The organism is Flavobacterium sp. LPB0248 (genome assembly GCF_013388355.1).
GTDB lineage: Bacteria > Bacteroidota > Bacteroidia > Flavobacteriales > Flavobacteriaceae > Flavobacterium.
Map to the genome: position 1 here is coordinate 3,424,014 of NZ_CP058246.1, position 15,965 is coordinate 3,439,978.

The 15,965-nt window shown below is 31.1% G+C and carries 15 protein-coding genes; all 15 read left to right on the forward strand.

Translation table 11 applies throughout. The annotated features are described in order from the left end of the window. Positions 1–11: 11 nt before the first annotated feature. The 15 genes from rfbB to LPB248_RS14520 are packed head-to-tail and all read left to right on the forward strand — an operon-like array spanning position 12 to position 15,962. Positions 12–1,058 carry a dTDP-glucose 4,6-dehydratase gene (gene rfbB / locus LPB248_RS14450; protein ID WP_177212042.1) on the forward strand — a complete coding sequence of 349 codons (1,047 nt, stop codon included), beginning with the start codon at positions 12–14 and terminating at the stop codon, positions 1,056–1,058. Between the two features lie 45 nt (positions 1,059–1,103). Then, positions 1,104–3,587 (forward strand): SLBB domain-containing protein, encoded by a 2,484-nt coding sequence (locus LPB248_RS14455; RefSeq protein ID WP_177212043.1) that lies wholly within the window; start codon positions 1,104–1,106, stop codon positions 3,585–3,587. 6 nt (positions 3,588–3,593) lie between these two features. Further along, positions 3,594–4,667, forward strand: coding sequence for a Wzz/FepE/Etk N-terminal domain-containing protein (locus tag LPB248_RS14460; RefSeq protein WP_177212044.1), 1,074 nt, complete (start codon positions 3,594–3,596; stop codon positions 4,665–4,667). A gap of 31 nt (positions 4,668–4,698) precedes the next feature. After that, positions 4,699–5,886 carry a UDP-N-acetylglucosamine 4,6-dehydratase gene (locus LPB248_RS14465; protein WP_177212045.1) on the forward strand — a complete coding sequence of 396 codons (1,188 nt, stop codon included), beginning with the start codon at positions 4,699–4,701 and terminating at the stop codon, positions 5,884–5,886. Between the two features lie 2 nt (positions 5,887–5,888). Further along, on the forward strand, positions 5,889–7,034 hold the full coding sequence (locus tag LPB248_RS14470) for a LegC family aminotransferase (RefSeq protein WP_177212046.1): 1,146 nt from the start codon (positions 5,889–5,891) through the stop codon (positions 7,032–7,034). Next, positions 7,024–7,647 carry an acetyltransferase gene (locus LPB248_RS14475; RefSeq protein WP_218279829.1) on the forward strand — a complete coding sequence of 208 codons (624 nt, stop codon included), beginning with the start codon at positions 7,024–7,026 and terminating at the stop codon, positions 7,645–7,647. The genes LPB248_RS14470 and LPB248_RS14475 overlap by 11 nt, the downstream gene beginning before the upstream one ends. A gap of 2 nt (positions 7,648–7,649) precedes the next feature. Then, on the forward strand, positions 7,650–8,672 hold the full coding sequence (gene neuB, locus LPB248_RS14480; protein ID WP_177212047.1) for an N-acetylneuraminate synthase: 1,023 nt from the start codon (positions 7,650–7,652) through the stop codon (positions 8,670–8,672). Next, a complete protein-coding gene (neuC, locus tag LPB248_RS14485; protein WP_177212048.1) occupies positions 8,669–9,772 on the forward strand; it encodes a UDP-N-acetylglucosamine 2-epimerase in 1,104 nt (367 codons plus the stop codon). The genes neuB and neuC overlap by 4 nt, the downstream gene beginning before the upstream one ends. Then, on the forward strand, positions 9,769–10,815 hold the full coding sequence (locus tag LPB248_RS14490) for a nucleotidyltransferase family protein (protein ID WP_177212049.1): 1,047 nt from the start codon (positions 9,769–9,771) through the stop codon (positions 10,813–10,815). Before neuC ends, LPB248_RS14490 begins: the two co-directional genes overlap by 4 nt. A 1-nt stretch (position 10,816) precedes the next feature. Next, positions 10,817–11,539, forward strand: a complete 723-nt coding sequence (locus tag LPB248_RS14495; protein WP_177212050.1) for a cytidylyltransferase domain-containing protein — start codon at positions 10,817–10,819, stop codon at positions 11,537–11,539. Next, positions 11,536–12,462, forward strand: coding sequence for a Gfo/Idh/MocA family protein (locus LPB248_RS14500; protein ID WP_177212051.1), 927 nt, complete (start codon positions 11,536–11,538; stop codon positions 12,460–12,462). The genes LPB248_RS14495 and LPB248_RS14500 overlap by 4 nt, the downstream gene beginning before the upstream one ends. Then, entirely contained in the window at positions 12,455–13,198 is a 744-nt protein-coding gene (locus tag LPB248_RS14505; RefSeq protein ID WP_177212052.1) for an oxidoreductase, read from the forward strand. Before LPB248_RS14500 ends, LPB248_RS14505 begins: the two co-directional genes overlap by 8 nt. 27 nt (positions 13,199–13,225) lie before the next feature. After that, positions 13,226–14,071 (forward strand): imidazole glycerol phosphate synthase subunit HisF, encoded by an 846-nt coding sequence (gene hisF / locus LPB248_RS14510; RefSeq protein ID WP_177212053.1) that lies wholly within the window; start codon positions 13,226–13,228, stop codon positions 14,069–14,071. Continuing rightward, positions 14,071–14,733 carry an imidazole glycerol phosphate synthase subunit HisH gene (gene hisH, locus LPB248_RS14515; protein WP_177212054.1) on the forward strand — a complete coding sequence of 221 codons (663 nt, stop codon included), beginning with the start codon at positions 14,071–14,073 and terminating at the stop codon, positions 14,731–14,733. The genes hisF and hisH overlap by 1 nt, the downstream gene beginning before the upstream one ends. Continuing rightward, the gene (locus tag LPB248_RS14520; RefSeq protein ID WP_177212055.1) at positions 14,733–15,962 is read left to right on the forward strand and encodes an N-acetyl sugar amidotransferase; all 1,230 of its coding nucleotides are present in this window, start codon (positions 14,733–14,735) and stop codon (positions 15,960–15,962) included. Before hisH ends, LPB248_RS14520 begins: the two co-directional genes overlap by 1 nt. The last annotated feature ends 3 nt before the right edge of the window (positions 15,963–15,965 follow it).

Sequence of the window (15,965 nt, forward strand, 5' to 3'; positions counted from 1 at the left end):
AGCATTTAAAAATGAAAAAAATTCTAATAACTGGTGGTGCTGGTTTTATTGGTTCTCATGTAGTAAGACGTTTTGTGAACAAATATCCAGAATACCAGGTTTTTAATTTAGATGCGTTAACTTATGCTGGAAATCTAGAGAATATAAAAGATATCGAAGATAAATCAAATTACACTTTTGTTAAAGGAGATATTGTTGATGATAATTTTGTTAATGAACTTTTCAAGCAATACGATTTTGACGGAGTTTTACATTTAGCTGCAGAATCTCATGTTGATCGTTCTATTGAAGATCCTCTTGCTTTTGTTAAGACAAATGTTATAGGTACTATGAATTTGCTAAATGCGGCTAAGAATCAATGGAAAGAGAACTTTGAAAAAAAGAGGTTTTATCATATCAGTACAGATGAAGTTTACGGTTCTTTAGGGACTAAGGGATTGTTTACAGAAGATACTCCTTATAATCCAAATTCTCCCTATTCAGCTTCTAAAGCAAGTTCAGATCATTTTGTGCGAGCTTATGGTGAAACTTATGGCTTACCATACGTTTTAACCAATTGTTCAAATAATTACGGATCATACCATTTTCCTGAAAAATTAATTCCACTTTTCATTAATAATATTATTAATAACAAGCAATTGCCAGTTTATGGAGATGGTAATTATACTCGTGATTGGCTTTTTGTTGAAGATCATGCTATTGCAATAGATTTAGTTTTTCATGAAGGAAAAAATCATGAAACTTATAATATTGGAGGATTTAATGAATGGAAAAATATTGACTTAGTTAGACTGTTATGTGAAATAATGGATCAAAAATTAGGAAGAGAAAAAGGAACTTCCCAAAATTTAATTACCTATGTGAAAGATAGACCAGGCCATGATCTACGTTACGCTATTGATGCTTCAAAAATAAATGTGGATTTAGGGTGGAAGCCTTCTGTAACGTTTGAAGAAGGTTTGGAAAAAACTATAAATTGGTATCTAAATAATGAGGAATGGCTTAAAAATGTTACTTCAGGAGCTTATAAAGATTATTATCAGAAACAATACTCATAAAAAGAAAGATATAATAAATATATTAAGATAATTTTTCCCATAAATATGAAAAAAATAATATACGTTCTTACTCTATTTTTAGCATTAACGACATTTAATGCAACTGCACAAGATATAATGAAATCTAAAGATCTAAGCACAGTAAAAGTAGACTACTTGTCGGATGATGATTTGGCAAAAATTAGTGCGCAATTAAAAAGTAATAATACGACTATTGATCAAGTTGAATCAATGGCACTTTCAAAAGGAATGAGTCAAACGGAGTTTAATAAACTTAAGGTCAAGCTTAATGGCTATGAAAAGAAAAATGTTAAAGATAAAAATAAAGATAGTAAAGTAAATACGAAAGGAAAGGATTCAGAGTTCGGAAGAAAACAGGATAAAATTAATAATGATAAAGTAAAAGACTCAGTAAATGCTTTGATTTTTGGTTCAGAGTTATTTGATAATCCTACTTTAAATTTTGAGCCTGATTTGAATTTGGCAACTCCTATGAACTATGTTCTTGGGCCTGGGGATGAACTACAAGTAAGTGTTTATGGTGTTCAAGAATATAATGCCAATATACCAGTAAGCGTTGAAGGGAAAGTTACTATCGATTACGTAGGACAAATTTCTGTTTCAGGAATGTCTATTGAGGCAGCAACACAAAAAATAAAAGCTGCAATTTCGAGAGTTTACAGTACAGTCCGTTCTGGACAATCTCAGGTAAGCATTAGTTTAGGAAAAATACGTACTATAAAAGTAACAATTGTCGGAGGTAAACAACCAGGCAATTATTCAATTTCTTCTTTGGCAACTGTTTACAATGCACTACATTTAGCTGGTGGACCTGGAAAAAATGGAAGTTATAGAAATATTGAATTAATTAGAAATAATAAAGTTTATAAAAATATTGATGTCTATAGATTCTTAGTTAAAGGAGATCAATCTGATAATGTTACTTTAAAGGAAAATGATGTAATTAGAATTCCTTCTTATAGTCAAAGAGTTACCATTGAAGGAGAAGTTAAGCGTCCTGGTATTTTTGAAATGAAAAAAGGTGAGAGGTTCTCAGATTTATTAAATTTCGCGTCAGGATTTAACGAATTTGCTTACACAGCTTCAGTAAATGTACTACAAAAGACAGGGAAAGAATTTAAAGTACATGATATTAATGAGAGTGAATATAATAATTATCAGCCACAATCAGGAGATGTTTTTAAAGTTACAAAGATTTTAAATAGATTTGAAAATCGTATTAAAATTGAAGGAGCTGTTTTCAGACCAGATTATTATTCTTTTACAGAAGGAATGAGAATTTCTGATCTTATTACAAGAGCAGAGGGATTGAAAGAAGATGCTTATAGTAAACGAGCAAGAATTATTCGTTTAAAAACTGATTTGACAACAGAAATTGTTAATGTTGATTTGGGTTCTGCCTTGTCAGGAGATCTGAATGCAGATATTGAATTAAAAAGAGAAGATGTGGTTACAGTTTATTCTATTTTAGATTTTAGAGAAGAGTACAAAGTAACTATTGACGGCGAGGTAAAAAATCCTGGAGAATATGAGTATTTCGAAAATTTAACATTAAACGATTTAGTGGTTCAGGTAGGTGGATTAACAGGTTCAGCCTCAAAAAGAGTCGAGATTGCTAGAATGATTAAATCTGATGCTATTGATGATGCAGATCCTAAACGCATTGAATTAGTCGAATTAGAGATAACAGCTGATAATAATGAACAAATTAAAAATTTCGTTTTAAAACCTTTTGATGTCATTAATGTTCGTCGAATGGCGGTTTATGAGAAACCAGAAATGGTTAAAGTTAGTGGAGCCGTGACTTATCCGGGGAAATATGTTTTAGCTAATAAAAAAGAAAGAGTTTATAATGTTGTGATGAGAGCAGGAGGATTAACCTCTATAGCTAATTTAGATGGGATGAAAATTAAAAGGCCGATCAAAGAAGAGCAAATAGAGCAATTGGAAAGTATTAATCTTAACTTGGAGAAAAAAGAAACTTTGGAGAAAAAGGAAGGAACTTTAGAGGAATCAAATCTTAAAACTAAAGATACACTCAAATCTAAATTATCAAAGAAATTAAGAGACGAATTAAAATACACAACTATTCCTGTTAATTGGGAGAAAATTGTAAAAGATAAAAATCACTATTCGAATGTTACATTATTTCCTGGTGATGAAATTGAAGTTGCAGTTTATAATGAAGGAGTAAAAGTTACAGGTAATGTGTTGTTAACATCTGAGATACCTTATAGAAGTGGAAAAGGATTTAAATACTATATTAACTCTGTAGGAGGGGTTGATAATAAAGGATGGAAAAGGAAAGCATATATAATCTATCCTAATGGAAAAGCAGCAGTAACAACTTCATTTTTGTTTTTTAGATCTTATCCTAAAGTTGAACCAGACTCACAAATTGTTGTGCCTGAGAAGCCAGAAAAGAAAAAAATGACTGCAGGAGAATGGGTTGGAATTGGTAGCGTAATTTCTAGTTTAGCATTATTAATAGTAACGGCTTTTAAATAATTTTTAATGGACAATAAAAGTGTTGATACTGGCGAAATTTCGTTAAAGGAACTTATTATAAAACTAAAAGAATTGTGTTTTTATTTTTTAGCACAATGGAAAATAATTTTATTAGCAGGAGTAATTGGATCGGCTTTAGGTCTAACGTATTCTTTTATTAAAAAACCTATCTATACCGCATCATTATCATTTGTTTTGGAAGACGAGAAAGAAGGAGGAGGTGGTTTAGGAGGAGCTTTAGGATTAGCTAGTTCATTTGGATTAGATTTAGGAAGTGGCGGGGGAGGAATTTTTACTGGTTCAAATTTACCGGGGCTATTTAAATCAAGGTCAATGGTTGAAAAAACTTTATTATCTCCTGTATACGAAGATGGAAACCAAGTTTCCTTAGCAGAAATGTATATACAAAATAACAAATGGAGAGAAAAATGGTTAGGAAATGCAAAATTAGCTAAAATAGAATTTTTACCTCAATCTAATCGTAAAGCCTTTACAAGAGTACAAGATAGTATATTAGGAGAAATTTATAAAGATTTATCGAAATTGAGTTTGTCTGTTGGACAAAAAGATAAAAAAAATGGTATAATAAGCATTGATGTTACATCAACAAATGAATTATTTTCAAAATATTTTTGTGAAGCTTTAGCTAAACAGGTTGGCATGTTTTATGTTGAAACTAAAAGTAAAAAAGCTAGATTAAACATGGCTATTTTACAACGTCAAGTCGACTCTATTAGAAGGGAGCTAAACGGTGCAATTACTGGCGTAGCTGTAGCAAATGACAATGCATTTAATTTAAACCCTGCTCTAAATGTTCGTCGTGCTCCGTCTGTTAAAAGACAGGTTGATGTCCAGGCAAATACAGCGATACTTACGGAATTGGTTAAACAAAGTGAATTAGCAAAAGTGACATTAAGAAAAGAAACCCCTCTAATTCAGGTTATAGATAGACCAATTTTACCTTTGCCTAAAGAGCGTTTTGGCAAATTAAAAGGATTAATTTTAGGAGGTTTTTTAGGAGGTTTTATAGTTATAATTGTTTTAGCGGCTAGATTGTTGTTTAATTCAATTATGAAATAAAATTATAAGATTTAAAGTAAATTAATTATAAATGAACATTTTAGATTTAATTGGGAGAAAAGAAGAAATATTTGGCAATGATATTTTAAAATATGAAAGTGAACTGAAAAAAATAATTAAAGCTTCTTCATTCTTAGTTATTGGTGGTGCTGGTTCAATAGGTCAAGCTGTAACTAGAGAAATATTTAAAAGAAATCCAGCTAAATTACATGTGGTTGATATTAGTGAGAATAATATGGTGGAGCTTGTAAGAGATATTAGAAGTTCTTTTGGTTATATTGATGGTGATTTTCAAACTTTTGCTTTAGATATTGGATCAATTGAATATGATGCCTTTATTAAATCTGATGGTCAATATGATTACGTTTTAAATCTCTCAGCGTTAAAGCATGTTCGAAGTGAAAAAGATCCTTTTACTTTAATGCGAATGATTGATGTGAATGTTTTTAATACTGAAAAAACATTACAGCAGTCGATAGAAAATGGCACGAAAAAATATTTTTGCGTATCTACCGATAAGGCCGCTAATCCAGTAAATATGATGGGGGCTTCAAAAAGAATCATGGAAATGTATTTGATGCGTAAGAGCGAACAGATTAAAATTTCGACTGCTCGTTTTGCAAATGTTGCTTTTTCAGATGGATCTTTATTACACGGTTTTAATCAAAGAATTATTAAAAAACAACCAATTGTAGCTCCGAATGATATCAAAAGATATTTTGTTACACCAAAAGAATCTGGAGAGTTATGTTTAATGTCTTGTATTTTTGGAGAAAATAGAGATGTATTCTTTCCTAAATTGAGTGAAAACTTGCATTTAATAACATTCGCAGATATTGCAGTAAAATATTTAGCAGATTTAGGTTATGAAGCTTATCCTTGCGCTTGTGAAGAGGAAGCTAGAAATAATTCGGAAGCATTAATCAAAGAGAAAAAATGGCCATGTCTCTTTACTGCTAGTGATACTACTGGCGAAAAAGATTTTGAAGAGTTTTTTACAGAGAATGAAATACTTGATATGCAACGTTTTGATAACTTGGGCGTTATAAAGAATGATGCTATTTTCGAACAAGATAAACTGGAGAATTTTTCAGAAAAAATAGCGAATATGAAATTTAATAAAGCATGGAAAAAGGAAGAAATAGTTGATTTATTTCATACAATGATTCCTAATTTTGGTCATAAGGAAACTGGAAAGTATTTAGATTCAAAAATGTAATTATGAATAATGCTATTAACGCTACAATTTCTTTTATAAAGGAACAGTACAAAACAGAAAATTTTATACCTCTTCATGTGCCTCGCTTTGATGGTAATGAAAAGAAATATTTATTAGAAACCATAGATTCAACTTTCGTTTCTTCAGTTGGGGCTTATGTAGATCAATTTGAAGTAATGATGCAAGATATTACTAATACCAAAAGAGCAGTCGCAGTTGTAAATGGTACAGCAGCCATTCAGATCGCTTTGCGTTTAATTGGTGTGAAGGCAGGTGATGAAGTTTTAACACAAGCTTTAACTTTTGTGGCTACAGCCAATGCAATTGCATATCAAAATGCAACTCCTGTTTTTCTAGATGTTGATTTAGATACAATGGGGTTATCGCCAAAATCTGTTGCTCTTTTCTTGGAAGAATTTGGAGATTTACGAGAGGATGGCTGTTATAATAAAAAAACAGGAAAAAAGATAAGTGCTTGTTTGCCTATGCATACGTTTGGTTTTCCTGTACATTTAGATGAATTAATTGATATTTGTGATAAGTGGAAAATTCCTGTATTAGAAGATGCAGCGGAATCTTTAGGTAGTCAATATAAGGGGAAATCAACAGGTAGCTTCGGAAAAGTTAGTGCATTTTCGTTCAATGGAAATAAAATAGTAACGTGTGGCGGAGGTGGTGCAATCGTTACAAATGATCCTAAATTAGGAGAAAAGGGTAAATATTTGACTACTACAGCTAAGATTCCACATCCTTATGAATATGTTCACGATGAAATGGGATACAATTTTAGAATGCCTAATCTAAATGCAGCTTTGGCATGTGCGCAATTGGAGCAGTTAGGGGATTTTCTTGAGAACAAAAGGCAATTGGCAAAGGAGTATGAATCTTTTTTTGCATCTAATAGTGTGAAATTTAGAACTGAAACCCCAGATACAAAGGCTAACTATTGGCTAATGTGTGTAGAACTTGAAAATAAGAGAGATCGTGATTTGTTTTTGAAGGCAACAAACGATAATAATGTAATGACACGACCTATTTGGCAGCTAATGTATCGTTTACCAATGTATTGTAACTGTCAAAGAGATAAACAAATTAATGCAGAGTTTTTAGAAGAAAGAATTGTAAATATACCTAGTAGTGTCAGATAAGGAAATTATTCTTGTGGGATATTCAGGACATGCATATGTTGTTGCTGATGCAATTTTGGCTAATGGTTATTGCATTGTTGGATATTCAGATAAACAAAAAGCAAGTTTAGATCCATATGGCCTAACTTATTTAGGATTCGAGAAAGAAATAGATTTTGTAGGATGGCTTAAAGACATTCCCTTTGCACTTGGTATTGGTGATAACAAACTAAGGCAAAGTGTTTCAAATTTGATTGAAGAAAAAGGAAAAGTAGTTCAAACTATTATAGATAAAACTGCAGTTATTTCTAAAAATGTTTCAATTGAATCTGGGACTTTTATTAATAAAAATGTAACTGTAAATGCTCTTGCGAGAATTGGAAAAAATGTAATTTTGAATACTGGATGTATTATTGAACATGAATGTATTTTACAAGATGCGGCACATATTGCACCAGGGGCAGTCTTAGCAGGAAATGTTACAATTGGAGAAAGAAGTTTTGTGGGAGCAAATTCTGTTGTGAAACAAGGTGTTAATGTTGGAAAAGATGTAATGATAGGAGCAGGATCTGTTATTATTTCTGATATTCCTGATGGGAAAAAGGTTGTAGGTAATCCAGGAAGAATAATTTAAAAATGAGCAAAGTAATTATTATAGCTGAAGCAGGAGTCAATCATAATGGTGATATCCAAATAGCAAAGAAATTAATAGATGCCGCTGTAGAAGCTGGAGTTGATTATGTTAAATTTCAAACTTTTAAAGCTGATAATTTGGTAAGTAAATCGGCAAAAAAAGCAACTTATCAAACTGTAAATATTAATGATGGTGATGATTCTCAGTATACGATGTTGAAAAATTTGGAGTTAAGCCATGAAGATCATTTGGAATTAATGTCTTATTGTTCAGAAAGAAACATTAATTTTTTTTCTACAGCATTTGATGTTGAAGGAGTAAAATATTTAAATGATTTAGGCCTTACATTTTTTAAAATTCCAAGTGGAGAAATAACCAATTATCCATACCTAAAAGCTGTGGCTCTTTGCAAAAAGCCGGTTATTATGTCTACGGGAATGTGTTCTGAAAAAGATATTGAAAATGCTTTGGAAGTATTAGTTAAATTTGGACTGGCGAAAGAAATGGTTTCAATTTTGCATTGTAATACAGAATATCCAACTCCGATGAAGGATGTTAATCTTAAAGCGATGCTTTCTATTAAAGAAAAATTTCAAACTCAAGTAGGGTATTCAGATCATACACTCGGTATTGAAGTTCCTGTGGCTGCCGTTGCTTTAGGAGCTCAAATTATAGAAAAACATTTTACTTTAGATAAGACTTTGCCAGGACCAGATCATGTTGCGTCATTAGAACCGCATGAATTGAAAGACATGGTTCTAGCAATTCGTAATATCGAATTGGCTACAAGCGGAGACGGGGAGAAAGTGCCAAGTGAAAGCGAAACAAAAAATATAGCTATTGCAAGAAAAAGCATTCATTTAAATAAGAATTTGAAAAAAGGACATATTTTAACCGATAATGATCTTATATCATTGCGTCCAGGCGATGGAATTTCACCAATGGAATGGGAAAAAATTATTGGAAAGAAACTAATTCAAGATAAGATTGAATTTGATAAACTTTCATTTTCTGATATTCAATGAAAATAGGTGTTTTAACAAGTTCACGTGCAGATTATGGAATATATCTTCCTCTACTCAATAAAATTAAAGAAGATCAATTTTTTGAGCTGGAAATTATTGCTTTTGGCACACATTTATCCAGAAGTCATGGTTTTACACTAAAAGATATAGAGAAGGATGGCTATAATTGTATTCATACAATATCATCTCTGATTTCAAATGACAGTGAAGAATCTATTGCTTCATCCTATGGTTTGACCGTTTTAAAATTTGCAGAATTTTGGCGAGCTCATAAATATGATTTAGTCTTTTGTTTGGGAGATCGTTTCGAAATGAGTGCCGCAGTTCAGGCAGGAATTCCTTTTGGAGTTAATTTTGCGCATCTCCACGGAGGTGAAACAACATTAGGAGCGATTGATAATATATATCGTCATCAAATTTCCTTAGCTTCAACTCTTCATTTTGCAGCGGCTGATATTTTTTCAGAAAAAGTCTCTAATCTTATAGATTCCTCAAAAAATGTTTTCACAACGGGATCTTTGAGTTTAAATGATATTAAAAGTTTTGTACCATTAGAAAAGCAAACTTTTTTTGAGAAGTTTGGAATATCTGAGGAGGATTACATTCTAGTAACTTTTCATCCAGAAACGATGTCTTCGCAAGATAATTTTCAATATGCGGAGGAAATGAAAAATGCATTAAGAAAAATATCAGAAAATAAATTTGTTGTTATTACAATGCCAAATGCTGATACGCAAGGATCAATTTACAGAGAGGCTATTGAAAAGTTAAAAGTAGAGATTCCCAATAGAATTTTACTAATTGAAAATTTTGGAAAGATAAATTATTTTTCAGCAATGTATTACGCTTCAATTTTATTAGGAAATACTTCCAGTGGAATCTTAGAGGCCGCTTCATTTGGAAAATATGTTGTCAATGTTGGAGATAGACAAAAAGGCCGTGCACAAAGCGATAATATTATTAATTGTAAATTTGAAGAAAAGGTAATCGTTTCTTCTTTTAGAAAAGCAATTGAATCAAATGTTTATACAGGCGAAAATATTTACTTTAAAATAAATGCAGCGGATAGTATAATTAAAATTATTAAGCAATTCTCATGAGAATTTATACCGACCACTTAATTCTTTCAGGAAGTAAAATAAAACAAGCTTTACTCCAGTTCAATGAATTATCGCAAGATGCAATACTTTTTGTTGTTGATAATCAAGATAAATTGATTGGGGCATTAACAGATGGAGATGTAAGAAGAGGTTTACTTAAAGGATTCACAATAGAATGTGATGTTGATGAGATAATTCAGGATAACCCTAGATATATTGTCAAGGGAGAAAATAATCTTAAAAAAGTCATAGAATATCGTGAAGGTGATTTTAGAATTGTACCAGTTGTTGATGAAAATCATAAAGTTGTAAATGTTATCAATTTTAGAAAAATAAGATCATATTTACCTATTGATGCAGTTATTATGGCTGGGGGAAGAGGACAAAGACTGCAACCATTAACTGATACTGTGCCTAAACCGCTTTTAAAAGTTGGTAATAAACCTATAATGGAGCATAATTTAGATCGATTAGCCTTGTTTGGAATTGATGATTTTTGGGTTTCTGTAAAATATCTTGGTGAACAAATTGAGCAACATTTTGGAAAAGGTGAAAATAAAAATGTAAAAATTGAATATGTTTGGGAAAATGAGCCCTTAGGAACCATTGGTGCTGTATCTCAAATTAAAAATTTTGAGCATGACTATATTCTTGTTACTAATTCTGATCTATTAACCAATATAGATTATGAGCAATTTTTTCTTGAATTTATGAGACAAGATGCTGATCTAGCTGTTTTAACTATTCCATATCAAGTTAATATTCCCTATGCCGTTTTGGAGACAAATAAAGGAGAAGTAAAAAGCTTTAAAGAGAAACCAACTTATACCTATTATTCTAATGGTGGAATATATTTGATTAAAAAGAAAATGTTAGATTTCATTCCAAAAGAAACATTTTTTAATGCAACTGACCTGATGGAAGAATTAATTAGCAAAAATCTAAAAGTTATTTCATTTCCTTTTTCTGGTTATTGGTTAGATGTTGGAAAACACGAAGATTTTGAAAAAGCCCATATAGATATCCACAACATAAAATTTTAAAATGAAAATATTAATAACTATTTGTGCTAGAGGTGGGTCTAAAGGGATACCAGGCAAAAATATAAAAGAAATAAACGGGAAGTCATTGATTGGATATTCGATTGATTTAACAAAAAAACTAAAAGAAAAATTTGATATAAAAGTAGCTTTATCAACAGATGATCAAGCCATAAAAGAAAAAGCGGAGTCCTTTGGTTTAAAGACTAGTTACTCTCGACCAGACTACTTAGCAACAGATGCTGCAGGAAAAATAGATACTATAAGAGATTTGTTGCTTTATGAAGAATCAATCGCAGATGATAAATATGATTTTATTTTAGATCTGGATGTAACTTCGCCTTTACGAACTTTAGAAGATATTGAAAATGCATTACATATTATTCTTGAAAATACGGAAGCATTAAACTTATTTTCTGTAAACCCAGCTGCTAGAAGTCCATATTTTAATATGGTTGAAAAAAATACCGAAGGGTTTTATTCGCTAGTTAAAACTAATCCTGATGGAAGTATTATGACACGTCAATCTGCTCCAAAAGTATATGAGTTAAATGCATCATTTTATTGGTATAGGAGATCTTTTTTTGACAAAGGACTAAAAAGCGCAATTACAGACAAATCCTTAATTTATGAGATGAATCATATATGTTTTGACTTAGATCATCCAGTTGATTTTCTATTTATGGAATATCTACTTCAAAATAATAAACTTGATTTTGAACTATGAAAGTATTGATTATAGGTTTAGGTTCAATTGCTAGAAAACATATTAATGCTTTACAAAGTTTGAATATAGAGGATATTAATATTTATGCATTAAGATCAAATTTAAATTCACAAATTGAAAAAGGAATTGAAAATATTTATGATCTTGAAAATTTAGAAGTTTCTTTTGACTTTGCTATTATCTCAAATCCAACTCATTTGCATTTTGAATTTATTGAAAAATTAGCCAAATTAAATATTCCTTTACTTATTGAAAAACCTGCAGTACATACATTAAAAGATGTTGATAAGTTAATAGAGTTAATTGAGAGTAAACAACTTATTACTTATGTCGCTTGCAATTTGAGATTTCATCCTTGTATCGAGTATTTGAAAAATAAATTAACTAATGAATATTTAAAAATTAATGAAGTAAATGTATATTGTGGCTCAAATTTACCAGATTGGAGACCTAATGTAGATTTTAGAAAGGTGTATAGTGCTAATGCATCCATGGGAGGAGGTGTTCATTTAGATTTATTTCATGAACTAGATTATACTGGTTGGTTATTTGGAATTCCCAATAAAAGCAAATCAACATTAAGATGTGTTTCTAGCTTAAATATTGATGCAATTGACTATGCAAATTATGTGTTAGAGTATGAAACATTTACAGCAAATATTATATTAAACTACTATAGAAAAAAATCTAAAAGACTTATCGAAGTTGTTTTTGATAATGAAATTTTAGAATTAGATTTAATAAATAATCAAATTTTAGACGATGAGAATAATATAGTTTTTAAGGCTCCTGCTTTTGAGGTTAAAGATACTTATGGTTTTCAATTAGATTATTTTATAAGTTGTTTGAGAAATAATATACTTCCAATGAACTCTTTTAAAGAGTCTATAGAAATATTAAAGATTATCCTTAAAGATGAATAACAGATTAGAAAACAAAATAATTATAATTACCGGAGGGAATGGACTTTTGGGAAAAGCGATTATAAAACGACTGATTTCTGAAGGAGCGTTTTGTATTAATTTTGAAATTAATCATGCAACAAATGAAGATTTATCCAATGTATATTGTGATATAACTGATTCTGTGTCCATTGATAAAGCATTGGAAATAGTTATAAAAAAGTATAATAGGATTGACGGACTTGTAAATAATGCCTACCCAAGAACAAAAGACTGGGGAAATAAATTTGAAGATATTATTTTTGAATCATGGAAACAAAATATTGATTGGCAATTAAATAGTTATTTCTATTTAACGCAAAAAGTTGCCTCCCAAATGGCAACCCAAAAAAAGGGAAGTATCATCAATATGGCTTCTATTTATGGAGTTGTTGGTGCTGATTTCAATGTTTATGAAGGAACAGCAATGACAATGCCTGCCGCATATTCAGCAATAAAGGGAGCACTTGTAAATTTCACGAGATATGTAGCTTCTTATTTTGGTCCGCAGCAAGTTAGAGTAAATACAGTTTCGCCTGGCGGAATTTTTGATAATCAGAATGAGATTTTTGTAAATAATTATTGCAAGAAAGTGCCAATGCGAAGATTGGGGACGCCAGAAGATATTGCACCAACAGTTGCTTTTCTGCTTTCAGACGATTCGCAATATATCACAGGACAAAATTTAATTGTTGATGGAGGTTGGACATCTATTTAAGGACGTTTTTTAAAGTATAATTAAGATATGAAGACAGTTAGGATAATCCCAAGATTAGATATAAAGGGGCCAAATTTGGTAAAGGGGATTCATTTAGAAGGATTGAGAGTTTTAGGAAAACCAGCTGATTTTGCAAAATATTATTATGAGCAAGGAGCTGATGAATTAATGTTTATGGATGTAGTTGCATCCTTATATGAACGAAATAGTTTGCATGACATAATATCGGAAACAGCTAAGAAGATTTTTATACCAATTACAGTTGGTGGAGGCTTAAGAACAATTTCAGACATTAAAGAAGTTCTAAGAGTTGGAGCAGATAAAGTATGTTTAAATACTGCGGTTATAAAAAATCCACAGTTAATTAAGGATTCATCGAGAATGTTTGGATCTTCGACAATTGTCGTAGCTATCGAGGCAATAAAAGAAGGGAACGGGAAATATTTAGCTTATACTGATAACGGAAGGGAATATACAGGAGTTGATGTTTTTGAATGGGCTCAAAAAATTGATGAGTTAGGCGCAGGTGAAATTGTAATTACTTCGGTTGACAGAGAAGGAACAGGTCAGGGATATGATATGGAACTTATTTCTAAAGTTAGTAGTTTAGTGAGTATCCCTGTGATAGCTCATGGTGGTCCTGGAAATAAGCAGGATGTGGTGAAAGGATTAAAAGAAGGCCATGCTGACGCGGCTATGATATCTTCATTATTTCATTACGATTTTATCAAAAATAACGAATCTAAAGCTTCAGATGACGAAGGCAATATAGAGTTTTTGAAACAAAAGAGAAGTTTCCACACTTTTGAGCCATGCAGTATATTTGACGTTAAAAAAGAACTTACTACTAATCAAATAGAATGTAGAATATAATGGATCAGATAAATAAAAAAGTGGTAATTATTGATTATCAATTAGGTAATTTATTTAGTGTTAAACAAGCTTGTGATGCAGTTGGCATGAACGCGATTTTAAGTTCGGATAAGAATGATGTTTTAAACGCTGATGCTTTAATATTGCCAGGTGTAGGAGCTTTTAATGAAGCAATGACAAATCTTAATAATTTAGGTTTAGTCGAAGCTATTAAAGAAAAAGTGATAAACGAAAAAAAACCAATTTTTGGCATCTGTTTAGGACAGCAGTTATTGTTCACAGAAAGTGAAGAATTTGGAGCAGGTAACGGTCTGGATTTGCTGCCTGGTGTGATTAAAAGATTTCCAGAACAGTATGAGGATAGAAAAATTAAAGTTCCACATATTGCTTGGAACAAAATTTACAAAACTGATACTATAACTTGGGAAAATACTCCGCTTAAAGATTTAGAAAGTAATGAGTTTGTTTATTTTATTCATTCTTATTATGTTAAGCCTTCTAATGAATCTTGCGTAATAACAAAGACTAATTACGATGGCATAGAATTTTGTTCAGCAGTATCATCTAATAATATATTTTCGACACAGTTCCATCCTGAAAAAAGTGCTGAAAAAGGAATTACAATCTATAAAAATTGGGCTTTAATTAACAACTTATTATAATGTCAGAGAAAAAATTTGAGGCTTTTTATGGCCTACCTAATGAAGTAAAGTTTTGTACAAAATGTATAATGTCTAATCAGAGACCTGCTTCTGCAATAGAATTTAAGCATACCGCAGATAGTAAAAAAACTACAATGAACTTTGATGAAGAAGGTGTTTGCGATGCTTGCAGAACGGCAGAAATTAAAGATAATATTGATTGGGGAATGCGAGAAGAGGAGCTTGTAAAGTTACTTGATAAGCATAGAAAAAACGATGGTTCTTATGACTGCTTAGTGCCTGGAAGCGGTGGAAAAGATAGTGCTTATCAAGCCCATGTGCTTAAATATAAATATGGGATGAATCCACTTACGGTTACTTGGCCTCCGATTCTTTACACCGATTATGGTTTGCAAAATTGGAGAAATTGGTTAGATAGTGGTTTTGATAATATTTCATTTTATCGTAATGGTAAAGTAATGAAATTATTGACTAAATTATCTATTGAGAATTTAATGCACCCATTTCAAACCTTTATTTTGGGGCAAAAAAATTTAGCACCTAAAATTGCTGCCAAGCATGGAATTAACTTGATTTTTTATGGTGAAAATGAAGCAGAATATGGTAATCCTTTGGCTGATAACATGAGCTCTTTGAGGGATAAATCATATTATAGTTTTGATAATCTAGATGAAATTTATCTTGCTGGAGTCTCTATAAAAGAGTTAATGGAAAAATATGATGTAAGATTAAGTGATCTAATGGCGTACCTTCCTCCAAAAGTAGAAGATCTTGAAAAAGCAAATATAGAAGTACATTATCTTGGCTATTATTTAAAATGGACACCTCAAGAAGTATACTATTATGCAGTTGAAAACACTGGTTTTAAAGCGAGACCTCATAGAACGCAAGGTACTTATAGTAAATATAGTGGTATTGATGATAAAATTGATGACTTACATTTTTATACTACCTTTATTAAATTTGGAATAGGAAGAGCGTCTTATGATGCATCACAAGAAATAAGAAATAAGCATTTAACTAGAGAAGAAGGTGTAGCATTAGTTAGTCGTTTTGATGGAGAATTTCCTGATCGTTATTTTAATGATGTAATGACTTATCTGGATATGGACCCTAATTATTTTCATGAATTAGTTGATAAATTTAGATCTCCTCACTTATGGGGTAAAGATCAAGATGGTAATTGGAAATTGAGGCACAATGTTGCAAATACTGGATTAGATGATTAAAAA